This is a genomic window from Streptococcus sp. Marseille-Q3604, assembly GCF_916619785.1.
Classification (GTDB): Bacteria; Bacillota; Bacilli; order Lactobacillales; family Streptococcaceae; genus Streptococcus.
The window spans coordinates 880,950-901,857 of record NZ_CAKAKM010000002.1 but is presented as its reverse complement, the minus strand read 5'-3'; the positions used below and the strand labels follow the sequence as shown (position 1 = coordinate 901,857).

Here is a 20,908-nt window from a genome sequence, read left to right as displayed (position 1 = left end):
CAATAATTTAGACATCTATCATTTTATCAAGTATAATGTCTGATGTAAAGATATTTCTGAAATGTTTACGTATTATTTTTGAGGTTTTTGAATATGAAATTTAATCAGTTTAGTTACATCCCAGTTAGTCCTGAAATAGCTTGTCAGGAACTTCGTTCTTTAGGCTTTGAAGTCTCTCTAGATGCTAGTGCCAAAGCCAATTTTGAGGCCTTTGTTCGCAAGTCCTTCCTCTTCTTTGAAGACACCGACTTAGCTTTGAAAAATTGGATTGCCGATACAGAGACTGACCTCCTGACCTTTTTCCAATCAGACCGTCCTTTGACTGCTGATGTCTTTGGTTTGGTGGCTCTTCAACTGCTAGGATTTGTCCCTAATGTGGACTTTACAGACAGTGCGGCTTTCCTAGAGAAAATGGCCTTTCCAATCACTTTTGATGGTAGTCTTAACAACCTGCATCAATTGTTGGCGACACGCACACAGTCTGGCAATACCTTAATTGATCAGTTAGTAGCTCAGGATTTAATCCCTGTAAGTAATGACTACGTCTTCTTTAATGGTAAGAGCTTAGCAACATTTAACACTAATCAGCTTCACCGTGAAGTGGTTTATGTCGAAACACCTGTAGACACCGATAAAGATGCTCAGTTAGACTTGGTCAAGGTGACTATCTTACGTCCTGATGTGGACTTCCCAGTTCCAGCCATGATGACCGCAAGTCCTTATCAACAAGGGACTAATGAGCCTGCTTCAGATAAGCTCACCCACAAGATGGAGGGAGACTTGCTCGTCAAATCAGCAGGTAAAATCTCTCTTAGACAACCTGAAATCAAGGCACCTGAAGCAGACCTTACGCCTATCAATCCTGTCACAAAGGCTCAGGAACGTTTTGCTCACACAGATACCTACACACTTAACGATTACATGTTAGCTCGTGGTGTGGCCTCTATCTATGTATCCGGTGTTGGTACCTTCAACTCAGAAGGTTTCATGACCTCTGGAGACTATCAACAGGTTCTGGCCTATAAAGCTGTCATCGACTGGCTCAATGGTCGTGCACGCGCCTTTACTAGCCGTAGCAGACAGCATACAATCACTGCTGATTGGGCTTCTGGTAAGGTGACTACTACAGGACTGTCATACTTGGGTACCATGTCGAACGCCCTAGCTACAACTAGCGTTGACGGTTTGGAGATGGTAATCGCTGAAGCAGGTATTTCTTCTTGGTACGACTACTATCGTGAAAACGGCCTCCTCGTTAGTCCTGGAGGCTACCCTGGTGAGGATCTCGATACCTTGACTGAGTTCACCTATTCTCGTGCCCTATTAGCTGGAGAATACCTCCGCCACCAAAAAGACTACGAGACCTACCTCAAAGAGCTAAGCAAAGCCATTGATCGTAAGCATGGAGACTATAACCAGTTCTGGCATGACCGTAACTATGTGCAATTCGCAGATCGTGTCAAAGCCACTGTTGTCTTTACACATGGTAGCCAGGATTGGAATGTCAAACCGATTAACGTCTATCAAATGTTCAATGCTCTTCCAGACTCTCTTGAAAAACACCTCTTCTTCCACAATGGTGCCCACGTTTACATGAATGCCTGGCAGTCTATTGACTTCCGAGAAAGCATGAACGCCTTGATTTGTCAGAAACTCCTTGGTTTGGAGAATGGCTACACACTACCTACTGTTATCTGGCAAAATAACCAGTCTGAGCAGACCTGGGAAGTTCTCGATAACTTTGGACACGACAATGGTAAAAACATTCAGCTTGGTCAGGCTGAAGCTAGTATCGCTAACCATTATGAAGAGGAAACCTTCACCAAATACGGTAAAGCTTACCAAAGCTTCAAGGATGACCTCTTTGCAGACAAAGCTAATGCCATTACCTTGGACTTTGAACTGGACCAAGACATCCAGATTAATGGCCGTGTCCACCTAGAGCTCAAGGTTAAGTCTAGCACAAACCGTGGTCTCATTTCGGCCCAAGTTCTAGAAATGGGTGACAAGAAGTATCTCGCACCTATTCCCGCACTCAAACGCATGAATCTAGATAACGGCCGTCTCTTCAAGGAAGAAGCCTTACGTGAATTGCCATTCAAGCAGGCAAAATACCGTGTCATTACCAAAGGACACCTTAACCTGCAAAATCGCAAGAACCTCCTTAGCATTGAGAATGTCACTCCAAATGAATGGATGACTATCGGTTTGGACTTGCAACCAACCATCTACAAACTCAACAAGGGCGACAAACTCCGACTCGTTCTCTATACCACAGACTTTGAGCACACTATTCGTGACAATAGCGACTATGAATTAACTGTGGACCTAAGCCAAAGTCAGATGACATTGCCTTATTAGTCTTTATCGCAAAAATCCCATAGGATGAGAACTCCCATGGGATTTTTTGATTGTGTAGAAATAAACAAGATTTAGACTTCAATTTTTACGATTGATTTTAATATTATTTAAACAAATGATGTAGCCAAGACAATGGAATAATACAAAGATATGCCAGTAAAAATAGAGCATAAAGCTATCAGATTTGATTATCGTATAAAAAAGAAAATTTGCAACTAATAAAATAGAGAACCACAGCGTCTTCTTAACGAATAACAAATATTGATGCCATATCTCTTTATCCCCCAAAGTAACTTTAGATTTTTTGCTTAGGAAAAGATGCATCAAGATCTCTACTAGACTGCTAAGTACTGTTAAAACCAGAATCTTACTTAGAGGAATACCTAAAAAGAATCCCACCCACTCAATAAGCAATTGGGACAAAACAATGGTCGTAAGGGCACGTAGATTTTTTGACATAAAACATAAACCTCACACTTCTCTTAAACAGAAAGTTTTCACTATATTGAATTACACCTACAAAGCATAGATAAACACTATTTTTATAAGCATATCTATCATAAACTGCTATTCTAACTTCGTTCACTTTGTTTAATGACTTTAAGCACTCTAGGTGTCAGAAAAGCTAGTAAACAAATATCCAAAACAACCACAACAATAATGATTAGGCGCCATTCAGCATCCCTCACCATCAGCAAACGATAAACACCAGCTAAAATAATAGCCAAATGTGCCAAGCCCATACCAGCGTAAATTTGTTTAGGAGTAAACTATCGTTCTTCAAGTGGACGACGGTCAAGCTCTCGCTTAATCAACAGGGGCAACACAAGTAAAAAGATTGATAGCAATGCCAAAGGCAACAACCATGAGTCGTAAATAAAGTAACGTTCCTGAACGAAGTCGGTTAAGATAAGGCATCGCACTCTCCTTTCATCACAATCACTTGTCCGCTTGGCATAATCATAACTAGGACTTAAGGATCTTTCTCTGCTCCTCAACAGATTGGAAAAGAACCTTTTTGCCCCATCTTCCTTTTCTCACTGGACAACTCAACCTTAAAACCAAGAAATCCTCCCTAATGACATCAATAGCCATAACGAATCGCTAGCAATTTTCGCAACTCTGCTATTCGCTCCTCGATAAAGGGAGACAAGGTCAGCTGGTCTTTTCTGACCACTTCGGATATTTCCAGTGACATCCTGCTTAAGATATAGGGAGTGGCTGAACGAGAGTCTGCAAGTTCCGTTCGGTAGGAGTGCAGGACCTGCTTCAAATCAGCATAATCTGGCTTATCTCCAATAGTTTCAATTACTTCATCGATAATAGCTACTGCTTGTTCTCGTCTCTCTTTGCCTCCTGCAAACCATTTAAGTCCTGTCATTAAGAAAACCTCCTTATTTCTTTCAACTAATTTTTCAATCACATCTTTAGTATAGCACACTGATAGTCATTTAAAAGCCAGCGTCCCAAAAAGTGGCTATACGTCCTGAATGGTCATTCATATACAAAATGAAAAAAATTGAGGGAGATACTCAATCTTTTTACCTATTTAATATAATATCTCAGTGCTAACATGAGTGAAGCTAAGATTGCTAATGCCCCCACAAAAGAGACAAGTGATTGCTCACCGTCATTTGTTTTAGGGAATTCTTTTGTGTCTGCTACTTTATCAGTCATTGGTGCCATTTGCCCTGTTTGAGCGTTCAGTTCCTTCTGAACCGCTGAACCCTCTTATGATTGACCAAAAAGCCACGATTTCTTAATTCTAAATGTATCCGACGATAACCATAATTTCCCTTGTGTTCAGTAAAAATAGATTGGATTTCAGCTTTAAGCCCTTGATCCTTATCTGGTTTGTCTAGCTGTTTCAAGTGATAATAGTAGGTCGAACGAGCAAGTTTAATAGCTTTTAGAAGAATATCTAACGAAAACTCAGTGATTAATTCTTGAACAATTTCTGTCTTTCTCTTTGCTCTTTCTCGTCCCTCAATCGGAGTTCTCTCAACTTTTTTAGAACAGCGTTCTCCGCTCTCAAGTACTCATTTTCTGCTTGAAGTCGCGCTCTAGCTCTGTCATCTCTTCAGGTTTCTTCTTTGGCTTACGTCCCATTTTAGGCGGTCTCCCTCTTGTTTTCTCAACAATAGTATACCCATTTTTTTGTATTGTGCTATCCAATTGTTGAGCAATCCTTGATTTGAGAGGCCGTAGTCCAGGCAAACACTTTGTTGGGAACAACCTTCAAGTAGAACTTTACAATCATTTCTCGTTTTAATTTAGGAGAATAGTAACGATTCTTTCCCTTTTTGACGATGTTTATTCCATAACGGTCAATTAATTTCACCATGTACTTTAGACCAGAAACGTTCACCCCAAATTGATTTGAAAGTCGTTTAAAGTTTTCTCCTTGCTTTCTCAGTTCGTATATTTGAACTTTATCTTCATAAGTCAATTTCATAATAAAAACACCCCAAGTTAGATTTTTTCTGTCTAACTTTTGGGGTGCAGTTCAGTTCGGGTAATAAGGGGGACTTTTATATTCTTATCAAATGAGAGTTGTCATTTCAAGTTCTTACATAATAGCACAGACAGGTAAGTATACCATCGGATAGGCTTCGTCTCGTGGATGCCGAGGCAGTGGCACTAGGGTTCCTTTAAAAGGGTCACCCTCCTTGTTATTCACATTTGGCATACGACAGACAGCGCCACCTTGAATAGCTTCAAGTTCTTTATATGTTAGTTCTATAAGCATTAGTTTACCTCCTTATGGTACGACAGAAGTGTATTGATATAAGGGCAGAATTTATTCCTCAAGGTGTCACTAGAGATACTAAGTTAACTCTAGGCCCCATTATTCCTGTAGATTACTTTTCCTTTCTGATTATTTTTAACACTTTGGGAGTTATATAAGCTAAGTAACAAATGTCAAGAAAAAGTAAAATAACCATATAGTTATTCCATTCTTCATCAGTACTGATACAAATACTGTAAATCGCGTATAAAATAACACCTAAATTAACCAGTCCTAGCACTGCATAAATCTGTTTAGGTGTAAAGTTTTGTTCCTCTACTGGACGAAGGCTCAGTTCTCGTTTAATAAGCAGTGGTAGATAAATCAGGAAAAGTAACGAAACCAGACCTAACGGCAACCAAAAAAGGAATGAATAACCATTAGAAAATAACTCAAGACAAATATTCCCACCTAGTAATCCTAAAGTGACAATTATTAATCGTAAATAACGTAAAGTACTTGAACGAAGTCGGTTAAGATGCAACATTTCATTATACCTCAAAGTCAATCATACGTTTCTAGAATCACGGTAACTATTAGTGAGTTCTAATAATCACCCATGTGCCCCCACAATATTGTGCACCTAATACTGCTCCACCAAGCGCTCCCGGTACAGCACCAAAGGCACCTCCAATAATAGCACCTGCTGTGGCACATATTCCAAATGCATTCCCTACCTCACCTGCAGAAAGATTACCTCCTTCAATATTAGAAAGAGTTGTATCGTTCAAGTTCAAGAATTTTTCAAGTTCTTCAGTTTTCATTATTTTTTCTCCTTAAATAAATTTAGCTTGCTCTAGTGTGGAAAGAAGGCTCCGACCACCGCTCCAATGCCAGCACAACCAACAACAGTATACGGTGTGAGAGCTCCAACGCCAGCACAATAGTAAACTCCTTCAGCAGCACCCCCAACAGAACTTAAAAAGACATCTGCTGTTCTTTTCCCTCCTCCTTCAACACTAGCAAGTGTTTCAAGGTCGAGGGTGTTAAAGTTTTCAATTGTTTGAGTTGCCATGGCAACTACCTCCTAAAATTTTTATCGTGTGATCTCTCAATCACATCTTTAGTATAGCATTCAAGTGTCTCTATCAGAGCTAGCGTCCCAAAAAGTGGCTATACGTCCTGAATGGTCATTCATATACAAAATGAAAAAAATTGAGGGAGATACTCAATCTTTTTACCTATTTAATATAATATCTCAGTGCTAACATGAGTGAAGCTAAGATTGCTAATGCCCCCACAAAAGAGACAAGTGATTGCTCACCGTCATTTGTTTTAGGGAATTCTTTTGTGTCTGCTACTTTATCAGTCATTGGTGCCATTTGCCCTGTTTGAGCGTTCAGTTCCTTCTGAACCGTTGACATCGGCTGTGGTTGAACAGTTGGCAAAGATTTCTCTTTCGTACTCTCTTCGGTTACTCGTGTAGGACGAACAGTTTTAGTTTGAGGTTCAGAGATGGTTGTTTGTTCCTGATTCAAAGTCATAAAACGTGGACTAGAGCTGGCTAAATGGTCATAAACTGTTTGAGCAGGTCCACCACCAACCCATCCTGATAATAGCTGACCATTTTCCAGATAAAGTAGTGTAGGTGTACCTGGAATACCAATCTCACCAAACACATAGTTTCGGTCAAAATCCTCACGATCTGTATCGTAATACTCTAAACGACCATCCATCAGTTGGTTCAAGACCTTCAACTCTGGTGAAAATTGACGACAATAGTAACAGGTTCCACGTCCAAAATAAATCGTATGTGCCTGACCATCCTCGGTAAAGGCATTACGCACATCATCTAAACTTACTTTAGGTAAATCAGCAACATTAGCGTCGTATTCCTCACGAGATACTGCTGGGATATCATTTGTAGTCTCCTCCTCAGACTCAGCCAAGGTTACTGATTCAGTCGCTGCTGGTGCCTCTTTATCTTCAGGAAGCGACTGCTCCTGACTATCTGATGGTTGTTCTACTGGAGTAGGTTCAGTTGCTTCAACCTTTGGAGAATTATCAGCTCCCGTTTCTACCACCTCATCCGCTAAAGCAGTTCCTACCGATAGATTCAGTAACAAGGCTGAACTCATCAGCCATAGCGTTAATGTCCGTTTTTTCATCATAAACTCCTTTCGATTACTTAGTCTAGTTTAACAATTTACAACTCTCATAGAAGCTAACGTCCCAAAAAGTGACTATACGTCCCGAATGGTAAGAATATAAAAAATCCCACTATCACCAGAAGGTTCGGGTAATAAGGGGGACTTTTATATTCTTATCAAATAAGAGCCTTTAAATTAAAGTTCTTACATAATAGCACAGACAGGTAAATATACCATGGGATAGGCTTCACCGCTTCGATATCTAGGTGGTGATACCCAACCGTCTTTAAGGGGGTCACCCTCCTTGTTATTCACATTTGGCATAAGACAAACAGCACCACCTTGAATTACTTCAAGGTCGTTATGAGTTAATTTTATAAACATTGCTTATACTCCTTATTTTGTCAATTACTTACTTCTCTATATTATGGTTGATATACTTGATGCCCCATAAAAATAGTACGAAACCCAATAATGAAAAAAAACCTACAAATATAGCGATAACTTTTTGATAATAGAAATCTGTTGTCAAAAAACGAAGGCAACTAAGTGTCAGTAACAAGAAACAAGCTAGGGAAGCTTTTAATTGATTTAACACAGTTGGTTCTTCTCTTCTTGTCATTATTTTTCGAATGAGCAATATATCAACCACAACCACTAAGAGGGCTGCTACGATGTAGACCAATTGGAATACGGATGATAAGTTATGAAGTAATTGACTAAAAAAAAGTACCAGTAAGGATATGCTAACTACTTGGGCAATGACAAATAGCACTATATCCCTTTTTGAAACTCTATGTGTCATTGTTGTTCTCCTTAACAGCCAAGTAAGGCTACTCCACCTCCAATAGCTGCACCTACTGCACCAGTTCCAATTGCATACGGTCCAATGAAGAAAGCCGTTCCACCTGCAGCTGCAGAGAATCCTTCTGAAGCACCTACGGCGACAGAGGCCCCACACATTCCCCATCGTTCCCAATTGACTCGTCCTCCTTCAACACTAGCAAGTGTTTCGAGGTCAAGGGTGTTAAAGTTTTCAATTGTTTGAGTTGCCATGGCAACTACCTCCTAAAATTTTTATCGTGTGTTCTTTCAATCACATCTTTAGTATAGCACTCTGATAGTCATTTAAAAGCCAGCGTACCAAAAAGTGGCTATATGTCCCGAATAGTAAAAAAAAGACTGAATATCATTTTTGATTCAGTCCATGTCTTATTGAAAAAGCTTTAACTAATTCTTTCTATACTGCCTATAGACTCCAAATAAAAAGAAAAAGAATCCTATTGATGCTAACAAAAGTTGATAGATATTTCCTGATGACAATAGTACTTTGCTATATAAATATATCATCGCAATAGTCGAAAAAATGATTAGGTATTTCTTCATTTGTATCACCTATCTCAAATGAAGATTATTCAGCTGTACCATAACAAAATGCTGTGCTACCGCCTGCAAATCCAGCTCCTGCACCTGCGATGCCAAAGAAAGCTGCACCGACAATCGTCATTCCGGCAGTACCAATAACACATTGAGAACCATAGCCTTGACCACTTACATTAGACAATGCATTTGTATCCAGTTTTTTAAATCTTTCAAGTTGTTTATTATTCATAAATTCCTCCCATACAAATTAGAAACAGTATAAGGCTGCACCTCCTGCAGCACATGCAAATACACCATAAGGAACAACTAATAAACCTGAATCACCACAAATTAGAAGTCCTTCAACAGCTCCCGAAGCTCCATTTAATATAGCATCAGACGCACGTCGTCCTCCCCCTTCAACACTAGAGAGCAATTCAAAATCTAGTGTTTTAAAATTTTCTGTTAATATTGTCATCATAACAACCTCCTTTATAATTTTTTTGTGATATCTCAATCACAATTGTAATATAACAATCTTATTAAAGAAAATTAAATATTGTCACAAACTACCAATATATGTCCTAAATGGTATTGATAGATAATGAATCACATTTATTTCTAATCTTTTTAAGAATAGTTGGATGGAATATGTAAATTATGGTATAATATTACATATTTATGAGTATAAAAACAACAGCATACAAAAATTTGGAGGGAACTACAATTGGATATATATATCTTAGAGGACAATCTCATTCAACAAGGAAGACTGGAGATGGTATTGTCTCAAGAGTTAAAAAAATACAACAAAGACTTATCTATTGTCCACACGTTTGATAAGCCTAAGCAACTTATAGAAGCGTTTGAGTCAACAACTTCTAACCAGCTCTTTTTTCTTGATATCGAAATTAAAGGAGAAAAATTAAAAGGGCTTGATATTGCTAAAATCATTAGGGAAAAAAATCCCTATGCTACTATTATCTTTGTCACTACTCACTCAGAGTTCATGCCACTAGTTTTTGATTACCAAGTATCTGCCCTAGACTATATCGACAAAAGTCTCTCTGAAATAGAATTTAGGAAAAAGATAACCAGAGCTTTAGCTATAACTATGAAACCACTTGGAATAGAGAATGACGAGATGTTTGATTTTCAAACACAACATACAGCTATTCACATCCCTTTAAACCAAGTTATTTATATTGAAACTTCTCCTCAAAAGCATTATGTAATACTTCATGGTACAAACAACCAAATGACCTTTCGTGCAAATCTAAAGGATCTTGAAAAAGCTAGTCCTTCACTCGTATCTTGCCATCGTTCGTATCTCATTAATCCTAAAAACATTATAAGAATCAACAAATTAAAACGTGAAGTCGAAATGACTGATGGTAGTATCTGTCCTTTTTCACGTACCAAAGCTAAAATGCTGATAGATACTTTTAAAAGAAGGAACCTTCAATGATTATTTTTTTATTTTTGCTTACTGTTGTCTCTGAATGTTTCAATATTTGCCTATTTCTTTACTTAATAAACAAAAGAGTTTCAATTGGGCATTTTCTTATTATCTTATTTTGTCGCATAGCATATACCAAAATATGTAACAGTCTATCCTGGAAATTCTTATTCTACTTTAACGAAGAAATATTCTATCTTTTATTATCTTTTTTTATATCACGAAAGCCCTACTTACAATCAAAGCTTAAAATATTCAATGCTCTTCTCCTCACAACTCTTAATAATATCAGTTTTAGAGTAATCATTTTCTTTATATTTCCTTTGTTTGGAATCAGTGTTGAAACAATAAAAGTTAATTATCTTATAGCTGTCTCATCTTCTTTCCTAACTATTTTACTATCCTTTCTTTTAATAAAATTATTCAAAGAAAGCTTTGGAGTTATACAAAAAAGACGATTAGCCCCTCTCATATCAAAGAGTATTATTGTTGCTGATTTCATTATGATTGGTTATACATTTACCCAGCAATATCTCGTCTACCTCGAAAACACTACTCATACATCCACTCTGATAATCAGAAAGTTAATTGTGGTTATTTATCTAGTCTTGTCCTTTATCATGCTTATCTTACTAGATAGAAATATCCGAGCAACAATACAAAGTCAATTGGACTTTCAAAAAGACATTCAACTATCGCATCTTAAGAATTATAACAAACAGATTGAAAACCTCTATCAGTCGGTTCGAAGTTTTCGTCATGATTATGCCAATATTTTAACAACACTCAAACTTGGTATCGAACAAAATGATATAGCTATTGTAAAAGAAGTCTACGACTCAGTTTTAAAAGATTCCGATAAGCATTTAAAATCGAAAACATTTGATTTAACTCGCTTAATAAACATAGAAGATAACACTATTAAAAGCCTACTTGCAGCTAAGTTCCTAGAGGCAGAAGAAAATAACATTGATGTCTCCTTAGATATTCCTGAAACTATCAAACTCGAGGGTATGGAGATGGTCGATTTTATTACTGTCATTTCTATCTTTCTAGACAATGCGATGGAAGCATCGATTCAGTCTGACATACCAAAAATGCATATTGGCTACTTCAATCATGGTAATAAGCAAATCTTTATTGTCCAAAACTCAACCCAGGAAGAATTTATTCCTATCTCATCACTTTTTGAGAGAGGTGTCTCCAGTAAAGGGGATCATCGCGGTATAGGTTTGGCCAACGTTAGGAATATATTAGACAACTATCAAAATATTTCTTTAAAAACTGAAAGTATGACTTTTGCATTTACACAGGAACTTAATATATCGAAAAAAGCTTGACTAGTTTCAAGCTTTTAAAATTTTTAACTATAACAGATTTTTACTGCCATCTGAAAGAAAGTATTTATAATCCTCTTTTAAATAGCTTGACAGATAATTTGCCCAACTGATTCCTCCATATACCTGTTCAAGCTCATGGTCACTGAGCTTTTGAAACTCAGTGACATTTCTTTGTTTTTTCATTTTCCACTCCTTGAATTTAATTAAGCTGATTAAATAACTTATCTTTAAGATAAGCAAAGTAGCTTTTTTTATCTATTATACTAGTTACTCGCCCTTGAAAACCATATTTAAGACTTCTAGATTCTTGAGCAGTTAGTTTTGCCTTTGCTTTAACTCGAAAGATATTTCCTTTCTCTGTTTCAATTGCTGAACTATCAATGCTCTCAATCTTACCTAAAACCATCATATTATGATTACCAACCTCATCAAGTGTTAGTCTAACTGACTGACCTTTTTTTAATTTAAGGATATAATCTGAACTAACATAATAACTAATAAAAACTTCCTTAGTAGACTCTATTTTAGGATAAATCTGTGCTAGTTCCTTACCTGTTGAAACCGTTGACAGATTTTCATAAGATTGATTAAGATGTATTATTCCATCTTCAGGTGCCTTTATTGTTGTATTAGACAATAGTATATTCGCTTGGTTAAGTTTTCCCTCTACTTCAGACTTCTGTATTTGAACAGTTGCTAATTGTTGTCCAGCTTCCTTAAGATACTGAGCTTTCAATACCTCCCTTTGACTTGATAAATCAGTATCGTATTGACTATCCAATGTAAGTGGGATAGACTTATAACTATTTCTCTTAGAAGTCATCTTATGATTCTTATTTGTTTTTGATAATGTCTCAGATTGAACTGGAAATCCACTGATTTCAAAAGAACTAGCAGTATCTGTTTCATTACCCAAATTAGTTTTGGGACTTGATTCCCGATTAGAACTATTAACACCTTGACCAATAGAATCGTATTGGGCTAAGAAAGTAGTAAATGTGCTTTGATAGCCAAATTCATCATTTTCTTCCTGAAAAAGGCTAGTTCCTTGATTGATACTATCTTCTAAGGTTTTTAGCCCTGTCTCCTGACGACTTAAAAGATCAAATTGTTTTTGAAGACTCTCTTTCTGAGAGCTTTCCATTTTTTCGGAATATTGAATCAATAAATCACCTTTTTTGACTTCTTTATTGGACCTTAACTGATTCTTTATAATAGTATTGTCACTGGTTGACTGGATTGTTGCAACAATACTTGTAGGCTCTATCGTTCCTGTGACTTCAACTGTTACCTCTTTTTTTGCCCAAAGTAAAAACGAAAGAAGGAACATTATCAAAAGGACTAATGGAAATATAATAATTGTTGAGAAGTTTTGATACCTTTTCTGATAAAATTCCGTACTTTTAAATAATTGAGAATTCATTTTTCTTCTTTCTATTTCTTAAATAAATGATAGTAAAAACCATGCCTAGACATCAACTCACTATGTGAACCACTCTCTATTAAACGCCCCTGTTCTATTACTATTATCTTATCAGTCCTTTGAGCAATACTAAGTCTATGAGCTACAAAAATAATCGTCTTTTGAGTTAATTTCAATAAATTATCTATAACTTTCTTCTCCGTTAGGACATCTAATCCACTTGTAGCTTCATCTAAAATAAGAACTGGAGCTTTAGTTAATAGAGCACGCGCTAAAGCAATACGTTGCTTTTGTCCTCCAGATAACCCTGAACCATCAGAAAGCTCCGTTTGAAATCCCATTGGCATTTCTTCAATGTCCCTCCGAATTTCAGCGATATCACACGCTCTAAGAATATCTTCCTCTGTTACAGTTATATCGGCTCCCAAAGTCAGATTTTCCAAAATACTTCCACTAAAAATATAGGACTGTTGAGGGAGATAGTTAATCTTCCTACGAAGACTTTTTTTATCGATTAGATTGATATCTTGACTACCTAGGCTAACTTTGCCTTTATAAGGTTGGTAAAAATTCACTATCATCTTCGCTAATGTGGTTTTTCCCGAACCGCTGACTCCAACAAAACTTACCTTCTCACCTCGTCTAATAGTTAAGTCAATGTCAGATAATGTATCCTGTCCAAATCCATACTTGTAGGACAAGCCTGAAATAATAATATCTCCATTCATTGGCTGTTTTTGATATATATTACCATTAGTTTCTTTAAACTCCGATTCAACAAGGTAGACCTCATTGAGACGTGCATTAGCAACTTTTGCAGATTGGAGTTTGGTCTGAAGATTAATTATATTTTCTAACGGCTTTGTAAAATATGACAATAACGTATTGAAGGTTATAAGTTGCCCAACTGAGATTTTATTTGACATAACTAACTGAGCACCTGTCCAAAGAATGAGCACATTTAAAATCAACTGAGCTCCTTGTTTTAAAGATGTCTGTAAAATAGATAATTTTGACAAACGAAAAGAATTTTCTAAATAGTCTATAAACTCACCATCAAGCTTTTGGTAACGAATTTCCTCACTAGTTAAAGATTTAATCGTTTCAATGCCATTGATATCTTCAATAATAGCCGAGCTTACCATAGCATTACTTTGCATGACCTTATGATTCATTTTCTCAAAGGGCTTCATGAACACAAGCACTATTATTGTATAGATAGGAACTGAACAAAGAACTATCCAGAACAAACTAACATTTTGTAATAGTAATATACTACCAATAACAACAAGAACAGAGACATCTAAGAAGAGAGACAAAATAGTTGATGCTAGTGCGTCAATAATAGAGTTGGCATCACTAAAACGTGAGGTAACTTCACCGGTTTGCCTAGTCGCAAAAAAAGACATCGGAAGATCAAAAATATGTCGTACGTAAGACAAAATAACATCAATCGTAAAACGCTGACTGAGGATAGTCAGTAGATAATCCCTAGCATATGTCATCATCTGCTGTAAAACATAACTAACAACTAGGCCAATGGAAATAATTCCTAGTGTTGACCTCATCTGATGAGGAATATAGTCATCTAAAATACCCTGAAGATAATACGAACCAACAATATTTACCAAAGTAACCAAAAAACTAGCTAATACAATATTAGTAATTAATGATTTTTGCTTAAAAATGAGAGGAAGAAAAGCCAACAGACCGATTCCTTTTTCCTTATGTGGTTTGTAACTTGGTTCTGGTCCTATAAATAAAGCGACACCCGTCCACTCCTTTTTAAATTGCTTTTTAGACATTTTAGTTACTTTGATACTAGGATCAGGGTCACCAATAACTAGCTTATTTTTTCCATTTTTATAGACCACATAATAATGCTGAAGTTTACCTTCTTTGTTTACATGAGCGATGAAAGGATAAGGAACATCATCCATGTTAAATAGAGACATGTCAGCTTGAATAGCCTTTGTTTCAAATCCGATTTTCTTAGCAGCTTCAACAATTCCTAAAGCCGTCGTACCTTCTTTGGTTGTCTTTGCTAATTCTCGAAGATAAGCTAAAGAATAGTCCGACCCATAATACTTGGCAATTGAAGCCAGAGCTGCAACACCACAGTCTCTAATATCCATTTGGGGAACAAAGGTCCTACGATAAAGAAACATGAAATTCCCTTTCATTTAGTTTTTATTTATAGTATGACAAATTCTTATCTGTAAAATATCTCTTGTCACAAATGACCATTATATGTCCTAAATGGTAGGTTTTAAGTGACCTTTAAAGTCTTTTTCCTCAAGATAGTGCCAAAACACAAGTAATCGAATTATCTAGAACCCGACATTATTTCTTAAACTGTGCCCATTTTTTAAAAAGCAGACTATAAAGAAGCAAGGTTATCCCCAACAAGTTAATGGTATGGTGGACTGCATCCAAACTTCTAAATAGATTAGCGAGGCCCATTCCGATGAGAATGGTAGCCAGTAAATACGGTTTTGAGTTTTTGAACATACTTTTCTCCTTAAAGTGTTTTTAGCGTTCTGTGTTCATGCTATTCACAGACTAGCAATTGACAAGGTATCTCAATTAGGATTTCTTTTTAGCTGAATTGGTAGCTTTGTGTTTTTCAAGAAATGACATAATAGGCTTATCCAAAAAAGTCATCACAGCCATGCAAACCATCCCTAAAATATAACTTTTCAAATCAAACATAATCATCACCACCTTCAACGTTTGCAAGTGCCTCAAGGTCAAGGAGTTCAAAATTGTTAATTGTTTGCCTTGTCATAGCAATACCTCCTAAACTATTTTTTAACTTCTTTCTCTCAAGCTATGATTTTATTATAGGGTGGTAGCCAACAAAAAAGTAGTGACATAAATGTCACCACTCGATTTTGTGTTTTAGTAACTCTACATTTCGAATACTTCTATTTTTTGAGTCGCTCCCATTTGCTAAAAATCAAACTATAAGTGATTAATGTTAACCCTACCAAATTAATGATATGATGAACAAAATCTAAATTTCTAAAAAGGTTAGCAATACCAAATCCTAAAAGGAAAATTGCTAGTAAATACATTTTTTTATCTTTAAGCATAGAGTCACCTAAATATTAGCAGAATGTAGCATAACCAACTAAAGCTCCTCCCCAGTAACCTACTGGGCCTCCTGCTGATCCTACTAGAGCAGAGCCAATTGTGCCGGCATAACACTTAACCCATCCGCCACCTTAAACGTTTGCAAGTGCCTCGAGATCGAGTGTTTCAAAATTGTTCATTGTTTGTGTTGTCATTCTAACAACCTCCTAAAATATTATTTTTTAGCTTTTTCTCTCAAGCTATGGTTTTATTATAAGTTGTAGGCCAACAAAAAAGTAGTGACATAAATGTCACTACTCGATTTTGATTTTTAAGAAATCTTTTCGAATATAGAAGCTATGGTCTAGATTATCTTAGGCTCCTTCCATTGCGCCTGCTTGTAGGCTGTACATCTTATGATAGGTACCACCGAGGGCTAGGAGTTCCTCGTGGCTACCGTGTTCGATGATGCGGCCCTTGTCTAAGACATAGATGCAGTTGGCATCTTGGATAGTCGATAGGCGGTGGGCAATGGCAATGGTTGTACGTCCTTGACGCATTTTTGCTAGAGAGTTTTGGACAATAGCCTCTGTCTCCGAATCAATATTGGCTGTCGCTTCATCCAGGATTAGAATTTTAGGTTGGCTAGCAACGGTCCTAGCAAAGGCTAGAAGTTGGCGTTGGCCAGTTGAAAAACTTGAACCTCGTTCAGAAACTGGAGCATCGTAGCCTTCTGGAAGTTTGTCGATAAAGTGATTGGCATCCACAAACTCAGCGGCTGCTTTAATCTCTTCATCAGTTAAATCCTGATACATGGCAATATTGGATTTGACTGTACCATGATAGAGAAAGGGTTCCTGAAGGACAAGACCAATGTTCTTACGCAGCTCTGCCTGACTATAATCGCGAATATCCACACCGTCAAGAAGAACTCGGCCTGATTGGAACTCATAGAAACGCATAAACACGTTGATAATAGAGGATTTTCCGGAACCTGTAGAACCAACAAAGGCGATGGTTTCACCTTTATTGACAGAGAAGGATATGTTATCTAAAATCTGGTGTTTACCATCATAGGAGAAAGAGACATTTTCAAAACGAATACTCCCCTCAGTAACCTTGGCATCTGTGTCTCTCTGTTCAGGCTCATAGGTACGCTCGTCAATCAAGGCAAATACCCGACCTGCTGAGACCATAGAAGTTTGCAAGGTTGAGAAGTTTTGTGTCACTTCAATCAAGGGATCAAAGAGGCGGTTAATATACTGGATAAAGGCATACATGGTCCCTGCTGTGATGCCCAAATAGATACCTCGGTAGCCAAAGTAGGCCATGAGAACAGCATAGCCCAGAAGCTTCAGTAAACTCATGGCTGGGCGTAGAAAGAGAGAATCCAGTGACATGGAACGGCTAGCATAAATCAGGTGTTCCTCATTAATAGCATCAAACTCTTTTTTGAGACGTTTCTCTTGGTTAAAGGCCTGAATGATGCGAATCCCTTCGATACTCTCTGACAGTTTGGCATTTATATCTGAAAGCAAGGCTCTGGTCTTTTCAATAATGACCACTGATTTTTTGCGGTAGAGATTAACCAAAAGAACAATCAGAGGAAGAAAGAGCACAATAAGCCCGGTCAGACGAATGTCCAAGATCATCATGGTGTAAAGGGTGGTAACAAAGATAAAAATAGCCGAAATAAAGCTAGACAGAATCCCTGAGAACATCTCGCTAATAGTCTCTGTATCATTGGTCAAGCGGGAAACGATAGAGCCTGCTGGAGTTTTGTCAAAGTAAGACATACCTAGTTTCTCCATATTGGCAAAGGCATCTCGGCGAATATCCCTGACAATACTGTAGGACACACGCGCAAAAAAGAGATTTCCCAAATACTGGACTAGCGTCTGCAAGAGATAAAGACCATAGTAACCAATCAGAATCAAGCTTGCCGCCTGATTCACATCATGCAGATAGTGGTCGATAAAATAAGAGGCCACAAGGGGAATGATACTCTTGATAACCGTAGTGGACAAGAGGAAGGTCAAAGCTAGAAAGGTCAAGAATTTGTAAGGCTTGAGATAAGTCAAGAGACGCTTAAACACAGACCATTGGTTTTGATTAGGCATCAACTTCTCCTCCTTCCATTTCTAACTGTTGGGACTCATAGGTCTTGGCATACCAACCACCCTGAGCTAGTAAGTCCTCATGACGGCCCCGTTCAATGATACGACCATTTTGCATGACTAAGATGAGGTCAGCGTGCACCACCGCACTAAGACGATGGGCGGTAATGATCGTCGTCTTGTCCTTGCGGGTATGTTTAAGATTGTCAATAATGGCATGTTCTGTCTTGGCATCAACCGCAGATAAGGAGTCGTCCAAAATCAAAATATCTGGATCCAAAATCATGGTACGACTCATGGCCAGACGTTGTTTTTGACCACCTGATAGACTGACACCCTTTTCACCAATGATTGTTTCAAAGCCTTCAGGCATAGCCTTGATATCCTCATAAACTTGAGCCAACTTAGTCGCTTCTTCTACCTTTTCAAAGGCGAGGTCAGGATTACCAAAACGAACATTGTCTAAAATGGAACTGGCAAAGAGAAACTGGTCTTGAGGAACATACCCCATCAAGCTACGTAAATCTGATAGGCGATAGTCTCGGATGTCATGGCCATTCAAATAGATGGCTCCTTGATTGACATCGTGCTCCCGCAAGAGTAACTTGACAAGGGCCGTCTTTCCTGAGCCAGTCTGTCCAACCAAACCAAGGGTTTGGCCCTTGTCCAAGGTGAAATGAATATCTCGCAAAGTATCCTCATCCTCAAAAGCAAATCGGTCAATCGCATATTCTAAGCGACCATTTTCGATACTTCGGAGAGGATGTGCAGGATCTTGAACATCTGATTCCTGCTCCAGAAGATTTTCAATACGTTGGTAGGATACATTTCCCCTCTGTGTGATATTAAAGAGGAAACCAATGGCCATCAAAGGCCAAACCAACATATCCAAATAGGTAATGAAGGTTACTAAATTTCCGACCGTTATCTGATTAGCCTGAATCATAAAGGCCCCGACAAGAAGGGTTAAAACATAAGATGAGCCAACAAAGAGCAAGACCAAAGGATCAAAAAGGCTGTCATACTTCATGGTATGCATATTCTTTTTAAAAGTCATCTTATTGGTCTCTTGGAAGGACTGAAGCTCAGCCTCCTGATAGCCAAAAGACTTTGTTACCTTGATCCCTGATACCGACTCCTGAACCTTATTATTAAGTTCTGAAAAGGCTGCCTGGGATTCTCCAAAAGCTTTATGGGTCTTGCGTCCCAAACGACTAGTCGCAAAAGCCATGAAGGGTAGGGGTAAGACAGCCACCAGGGTCATCTGCCAGGAAATGCTGAAGAACATGGTGATTAAGGTTACCAAGGCTGTGATAGACGCATCTACGGCTGACATGACACCCCCACCAGCCAAGCGGGTTAAGGAGTTGATATCATTAGTTGCATGGGCCATGAGATCCCCAGTTCGGTACTTTTGGTAAAAAGAAGGCGACATCTTGGTAAAATGCTCAAAAAGGCGTGACCTCATAATCTGACCCAAGCGATAAGAGGTCGCTAAGATATACATCCGCCAAACATAGCGCAAATAGTACATTCCTAAAGCTGCCAAAAGCAAATAAACGAGATTCAGAAGCAAGATCTGATTGGTCAATTTTCCCGATGTGATAGCATCAATGACCCGTCCCATAACCATAGGAGGAATCAGATTGAGAACCGAAACCAGACTCAGTGCCAAAATCCCGACAATATACCGGCGTTTTTCCAACTTGAAAAACCACCAAAGTTTTGCAATGATTGATTCTTTAAAAGACAAGTTACTCCTCCTATCCTTACAAATGGTTAATAATAGACCTCGTATAAGTCTCGTATGATAAGGTTATTTCCAATAGCGATAAATTGTACCATCTTCTAACTGAAAGTAACCAATATAAGTCAATTTTCCAAAATCAGTAGACTCTGGCAATTGATAAGCAAAGGAGTCAAAATTATAGACCTTGTGCCCATCATCCATAGAGTAGCTATCCTTATCGTGGATAACTGATTCGTCCTTCTTGGGGTTCCAAATGCGTCTGATTTCATCAGATGTCTTATACTCTCTGACAAAATTGTATAATTCAAAGTTAGTTGCCTCACTGAGATAGCGACCATCGGTGTTGTAGTTAGCTAATTGAGGCTCTCTCTTAACCTCAGAATAGTTCCAAACCTGCCCTCTTTCTCGCATAATATCGGCATCACGTCCGCTTTGATAAACATCTGCTTTAACCATTGGCATTGTTGCTCCTAGTGTCAATACGGTGACTACTGTCATCATTAAGTGTTTCATTGTTTCTCCAAAAGTGTTTATTCATTTTTCCCTCTTTTGAATGTGTTGTATTTATATGATAGAAAATAAGTGAAACCTGAGACGCGTAGGGTCCCAGGTTTTTTACTCTTTAAAATGCGTTTGAATCAGTTTTACAAGGAGGCGGTAGACTCCTAGTGCCACCAAACCTCCCAAAGTATTGGTCCATAAATCATCTAACTCAAAGACACGATTAGCATCAATGAGAAGGTCTAGAATGACTTGTCCAACCTCAATCGTCAAAGACATGATAAACGTGGCTAAAAGGACCTTTTGCCAAGACCTAAATCTGGGGTACAAGGCTAAAAGTCCTAAAATCAGCGGACTCAGCAAGAAAATGTTGGTCACATTTTGCCCAAGCACAAAGACAATCTCTTTAAGACTATCCAACTGATAAAAGTTGGTCAAACTATTGAATGGGGTCAAGAGGACCACCACACGACCAAAATGTTTAATCCCAGGAGTTTCAACACCTTCAACTAGTCCATACTGGGGTGTCCAACATAGGAGCACTAAACAAAGGAGATAAGCACAAACCAAAACTTGGCTTACCTTTCTTCCTTTTGATGTTAATTCTCCGTCCTTATCTACCCAAGTCGTCAGCTGAAACAT

At 38.0% G+C, this 20,908-nt stretch carries 26 protein-coding genes and 1 pseudogene; 3 read left to right on the top strand and 24 right to left on the bottom strand.

What is annotated here, in order from left to right:
- Positions 1-93 precede the first annotated feature (93 nt).
- Complete coding sequence (locus LG375_RS09000) at positions 94-2,361, top strand: Xaa-Pro dipeptidyl-peptidase (RefSeq protein ID WP_225745666.1); 2,268 nt, start codon at positions 94-96, stop codon at positions 2,359-2,361.
- A gap of 572 nt (positions 2,362-2,933) precedes the next feature.
- On the opposite strand, the gene LG375_RS08995 is transcribed toward LG375_RS09000, so the two are convergent.
- The 13 genes and pseudogenes from LG375_RS08995 to LG375_RS08935 form a co-directional block, all read right to left on the bottom strand.
- Positions 2,934-3,104: a hypothetical protein gene (locus LG375_RS08995; RefSeq protein WP_225745665.1), complete on the bottom strand. Its 171-nt coding sequence runs from the start codon at positions 3,102-3,104 to the stop codon at positions 2,934-2,936.
- Between the two features lie 341 nt (positions 3,105-3,445).
- Positions 3,446-3,742 carry a bacteriocin immunity protein gene (locus LG375_RS08990; protein WP_013991117.1) on the bottom strand — a complete coding sequence of 99 codons (297 nt, stop codon included), beginning with the start codon at positions 3,740-3,742 and terminating at the stop codon, positions 3,446-3,448.
- Between the two features lie 164 nt (positions 3,743-3,906).
- Positions 3,907-4,047, bottom strand: a complete 141-nt coding sequence (locus tag LG375_RS08985) for an LPXTG cell wall anchor domain-containing protein (RefSeq protein ID WP_225745664.1) — start codon at positions 4,045-4,047, stop codon at positions 3,907-3,909.
- Positions 4,048-4,070: 23 nt separating this feature from the next.
- Positions 4,071-4,816 (bottom strand): annotated as a pseudogene (locus tag LG375_RS08980) (IS3 family transposase); the annotation flags it as partial.
- Positions 4,817-4,930: 114 nt separating this feature from the next.
- On the bottom strand, positions 4,931-5,110 hold the full coding sequence (locus tag LG375_RS08975) for a hypothetical protein (protein WP_003096170.1): 180 nt from the start codon (positions 5,108-5,110) through the stop codon (positions 4,931-4,933).
- A 575-nt stretch (positions 5,111-5,685) separates the two neighbouring features.
- Positions 5,686-5,913, bottom strand: a complete 228-nt coding sequence (locus LG375_RS08970; protein WP_003094351.1) for a bacteriocin class II family protein — start codon at positions 5,911-5,913, stop codon at positions 5,686-5,688.
- A gap of 32 nt (positions 5,914-5,945) precedes the next feature.
- Positions 5,946-6,164 carry a Blp family class II bacteriocin gene (locus LG375_RS08965; protein ID WP_003096164.1) on the bottom strand — a complete coding sequence of 73 codons (219 nt, stop codon included), beginning with the start codon at positions 6,162-6,164 and terminating at the stop codon, positions 5,946-5,948.
- A 166-nt stretch (positions 6,165-6,330) separates the two neighbouring features.
- Entirely contained in the window at positions 6,331-7,257 is a 927-nt protein-coding gene (locus LG375_RS08960) for a thioredoxin family protein (RefSeq protein ID WP_107372336.1), read from the bottom strand.
- A gap of 186 nt (positions 7,258-7,443) precedes the next feature.
- A complete protein-coding gene (locus LG375_RS08955) occupies positions 7,444-7,623 on the bottom strand; it encodes a bacteriocin transporter (protein WP_225745663.1) in 180 nt (59 codons plus the stop codon).
- A gap of 28 nt (positions 7,624-7,651) precedes the next feature.
- Positions 7,652-8,044, bottom strand: coding sequence for a hypothetical protein (locus tag LG375_RS08950; RefSeq protein WP_003094909.1), 393 nt, complete (start codon positions 8,042-8,044; stop codon positions 7,652-7,654).
- Between the two features lie 11 nt (positions 8,045-8,055).
- The gene (locus tag LG375_RS08945; RefSeq protein WP_011681565.1) at positions 8,056-8,295 is read right to left on the bottom strand and encodes a Blp family class II bacteriocin; all 240 of its coding nucleotides are present in this window, start codon (positions 8,293-8,295) and stop codon (positions 8,056-8,058) included.
- A 355-nt stretch (positions 8,296-8,650) separates the two neighbouring features.
- On the bottom strand, positions 8,651-8,851 hold the full coding sequence (locus tag LG375_RS08940) for a Blp family class II bacteriocin (RefSeq protein WP_225745662.1): 201 nt from the start codon (positions 8,849-8,851) through the stop codon (positions 8,651-8,653).
- Between the two features lie 18 nt (positions 8,852-8,869).
- Positions 8,870-9,082: a Blp family class II bacteriocin gene (locus LG375_RS08935; RefSeq protein ID WP_225745661.1), complete on the bottom strand. Its 213-nt coding sequence runs from the start codon at positions 9,080-9,082 to the stop codon at positions 8,870-8,872.
- Positions 9,083-9,379: 297 nt separating this feature from the next.
- Here LG375_RS08935 and LG375_RS08930 point away from each other — a divergent pair, with 297 nt between their 5' ends.
- Both LG375_RS08930 and LG375_RS08925 read left to right on the top strand, forming a co-directional pair.
- On the top strand, positions 9,380-10,069 hold the full coding sequence (locus LG375_RS08930; RefSeq protein WP_225745660.1) for a LytR/AlgR family response regulator transcription factor: 690 nt from the start codon (positions 9,380-9,382) through the stop codon (positions 10,067-10,069).
- A 581-nt stretch (positions 10,070-10,650) separates the two neighbouring features.
- Positions 10,651-11,400 (top strand): sensor histidine kinase, encoded by a 750-nt coding sequence (locus tag LG375_RS08925; RefSeq protein ID WP_225745659.1) that lies wholly within the window; start codon positions 10,651-10,653, stop codon positions 11,398-11,400.
- Between the two features lie 27 nt (positions 11,401-11,427).
- Here the strand turns inward: LG375_RS08925 and LG375_RS08920 are convergent, their stop codons facing one another.
- The 11 genes from LG375_RS08920 to LG375_RS08870 form a co-directional block, all read right to left on the bottom strand.
- On the bottom strand, positions 11,428-11,583 hold the full coding sequence (locus tag LG375_RS08920; RefSeq protein ID WP_079119906.1) for a ComC/BlpC family leader-containing pheromone/bacteriocin: 156 nt from the start codon (positions 11,581-11,583) through the stop codon (positions 11,428-11,430).
- 16 nt (positions 11,584-11,599) lie between these two features.
- Positions 11,600-12,823 (bottom strand): HlyD family efflux transporter periplasmic adaptor subunit, encoded by a 1,224-nt coding sequence (locus LG375_RS08915; protein ID WP_225745658.1) that lies wholly within the window; start codon positions 12,821-12,823, stop codon positions 11,600-11,602.
- An 11-nt stretch (positions 12,824-12,834) separates the two neighbouring features.
- A complete protein-coding gene (locus LG375_RS08910; protein ID WP_049527519.1) occupies positions 12,835-14,991 on the bottom strand; it encodes a peptide cleavage/export ABC transporter in 2,157 nt (718 codons plus the stop codon).
- Between the two features lie 175 nt (positions 14,992-15,166).
- On the bottom strand, positions 15,167-15,334 hold the full coding sequence (locus LG375_RS08905) for a hypothetical protein (protein WP_171963547.1): 168 nt from the start codon (positions 15,332-15,334) through the stop codon (positions 15,167-15,169).
- Between the two features lie 75 nt (positions 15,335-15,409).
- On the bottom strand, positions 15,410-15,535 hold the full coding sequence (locus LG375_RS10540; protein ID WP_263974087.1) for a hypothetical protein: 126 nt from the start codon (positions 15,533-15,535) through the stop codon (positions 15,410-15,412).
- Positions 15,528-15,611, bottom strand: a complete 84-nt coding sequence (locus tag LG375_RS08900; RefSeq protein ID WP_225745702.1) for a ComC/BlpC family leader-containing pheromone/bacteriocin — start codon at positions 15,609-15,611, stop codon at positions 15,528-15,530. The genes LG375_RS10540 and LG375_RS08900 overlap by 8 nt, the downstream gene beginning before the upstream one ends.
- Positions 15,612-15,750: 139 nt before the next feature.
- The gene (locus LG375_RS08895; RefSeq protein WP_225745657.1) at positions 15,751-15,918 is read right to left on the bottom strand and encodes a hypothetical protein; all 168 of its coding nucleotides are present in this window, start codon (positions 15,916-15,918) and stop codon (positions 15,751-15,753) included.
- A 354-nt stretch (positions 15,919-16,272) separates the two neighbouring features.
- Positions 16,273-18,018: an ABC transporter ATP-binding protein gene (locus LG375_RS08885; protein ID WP_225745656.1), complete on the bottom strand. Its 1,746-nt coding sequence runs from the start codon at positions 18,016-18,018 to the stop codon at positions 16,273-16,275.
- Positions 18,011-19,768 carry an ABC transporter ATP-binding protein gene (locus LG375_RS08880; RefSeq protein ID WP_225745655.1) on the bottom strand — a complete coding sequence of 586 codons (1,758 nt, stop codon included), beginning with the start codon at positions 19,766-19,768 and terminating at the stop codon, positions 18,011-18,013. The genes LG375_RS08885 and LG375_RS08880 overlap by 8 nt, the downstream gene beginning before the upstream one ends.
- A 63-nt stretch (positions 19,769-19,831) precedes the next feature.
- Entirely contained in the window at positions 19,832-20,278 is a 447-nt protein-coding gene (locus LG375_RS08875; protein WP_225745654.1) for a hypothetical protein, read from the bottom strand.
- A gap of 102 nt (positions 20,279-20,380) precedes the next feature.
- Positions 20,381-20,908: a VanZ family protein gene (locus tag LG375_RS08870; protein WP_225745653.1), complete on the bottom strand. Its 528-nt coding sequence runs from the start codon at positions 20,906-20,908 to the stop codon at positions 20,381-20,383.

Coding starts and splice junctions, on each gene's coding strand:
- LG375_RS09000 (WP_225745666.1), top strand. CDS start 94: ATGAAATTTAATCAGTTTAGTTACATCCCAGTTAGTCCTGAAATAGCT.
- LG375_RS08995 (WP_225745665.1), bottom strand. CDS start 3,104: ATGGGCTTGGCACATTTGGCTATTATTTTAGCTGGTGTTTATCGTTTG.
- LG375_RS08990 (WP_013991117.1), bottom strand. CDS start 3,742: ATGACAGGACTTAAATGGTTTGCAGGAGGCAAAGAGAGACGAGAACAA.
- LG375_RS08985 (WP_225745664.1), bottom strand. CDS start 4,047: ATGGCACCAATGACTGATAAAGTAGCAGACACAAAAGAATTCCCTAAA.
- LG375_RS08975 (WP_003096170.1), bottom strand. CDS start 5,110: ATGCTTATAGAACTAACATATAAAGAACTTGAAGCTATTCAAGGTGGC.
- LG375_RS08970 (WP_003094351.1), bottom strand. CDS start 5,913: ATGAAAACTGAAGAACTTGAAAAATTCTTGAACTTGAACGATACAACT.
- LG375_RS08965 (WP_003096164.1), bottom strand. CDS start 6,164: ATGGCAACTCAAACAATTGAAAACTTTAACACCCTCGACCTTGAAACA.
- LG375_RS08960 (WP_107372336.1), bottom strand. CDS start 7,257: ATGAAAAAACGGACATTAACGCTATGGCTGATGAGTTCAGCCTTGTTA.
- LG375_RS08955 (WP_225745663.1), bottom strand. CDS start 7,623: ATGTTTATAAAATTAACTCATAACGACCTTGAAGTAATTCAAGGTGGT.
- LG375_RS08950 (WP_003094909.1), bottom strand. CDS start 8,044: ATGACACATAGAGTTTCAAAAAGGGATATAGTGCTATTTGTCATTGCC.
- LG375_RS08945 (WP_011681565.1), bottom strand. CDS start 8,295: ATGGCAACTCAAACAATTGAAAACTTTAACACCCTTGACCTCGAAACA.
- LG375_RS08940 (WP_225745662.1), bottom strand. CDS start 8,851: ATGAATAATAAACAACTTGAAAGATTTAAAAAACTGGATACAAATGCA.
- LG375_RS08935 (WP_225745661.1), bottom strand. CDS start 9,082: ATGATGACAATATTAACAGAAAATTTTAAAACACTAGATTTTGAATTG.
- LG375_RS08930 (WP_225745660.1), top strand. CDS start 9,380: ATGGTATTGTCTCAAGAGTTAAAAAAATACAACAAAGACTTATCTATT.
- LG375_RS08920 (WP_079119906.1), bottom strand. CDS start 11,583: ATGAAAAAACAAAGAAATGTCACTGAGTTTCAAAAGCTCAGTGACCAT.
- LG375_RS08915 (WP_225745658.1), bottom strand. CDS start 12,823: ATGAATTCTCAATTATTTAAAAGTACGGAATTTTATCAGAAAAGGTAT.
- LG375_RS08910 (WP_049527519.1), bottom strand. CDS start 14,991: ATGTTTCTTTATCGTAGGACCTTTGTTCCCCAAATGGATATTAGAGAC.
- LG375_RS08905 (WP_171963547.1), bottom strand. CDS start 15,334: ATGTTCAAAAACTCAAAACCGTATTTACTGGCTACCATTCTCATCGGA.
- LG375_RS10540 (WP_263974087.1), bottom strand. CDS start 15,535: ATGTTTGATTTGAAAAGTTATATTTTAGGGATGGTTTGCATGGCTGTG.
- LG375_RS08900 (WP_225745702.1), bottom strand. CDS start 15,611: ATGACAAGGCAAACAATTAACAATTTTGAACTCCTTGACCTTGAGGCA.
- LG375_RS08895 (WP_225745657.1), bottom strand. CDS start 15,918: ATGCTTAAAGATAAAAAAATGTATTTACTAGCAATTTTCCTTTTAGGA.
- LG375_RS08885 (WP_225745656.1), bottom strand. CDS start 18,018: ATGCCTAATCAAAACCAATGGTCTGTGTTTAAGCGTCTCTTGACTTAT.
- LG375_RS08875 (WP_225745654.1), bottom strand. CDS start 20,278: ATGAAACACTTAATGATGACAGTAGTCACCGTATTGACACTAGGAGCA.
- LG375_RS08870 (WP_225745653.1), bottom strand. CDS start 20,908: ATGTTTCAGCTGACGACTTGGGTAGATAAGGACGGAGAATTAACATCA.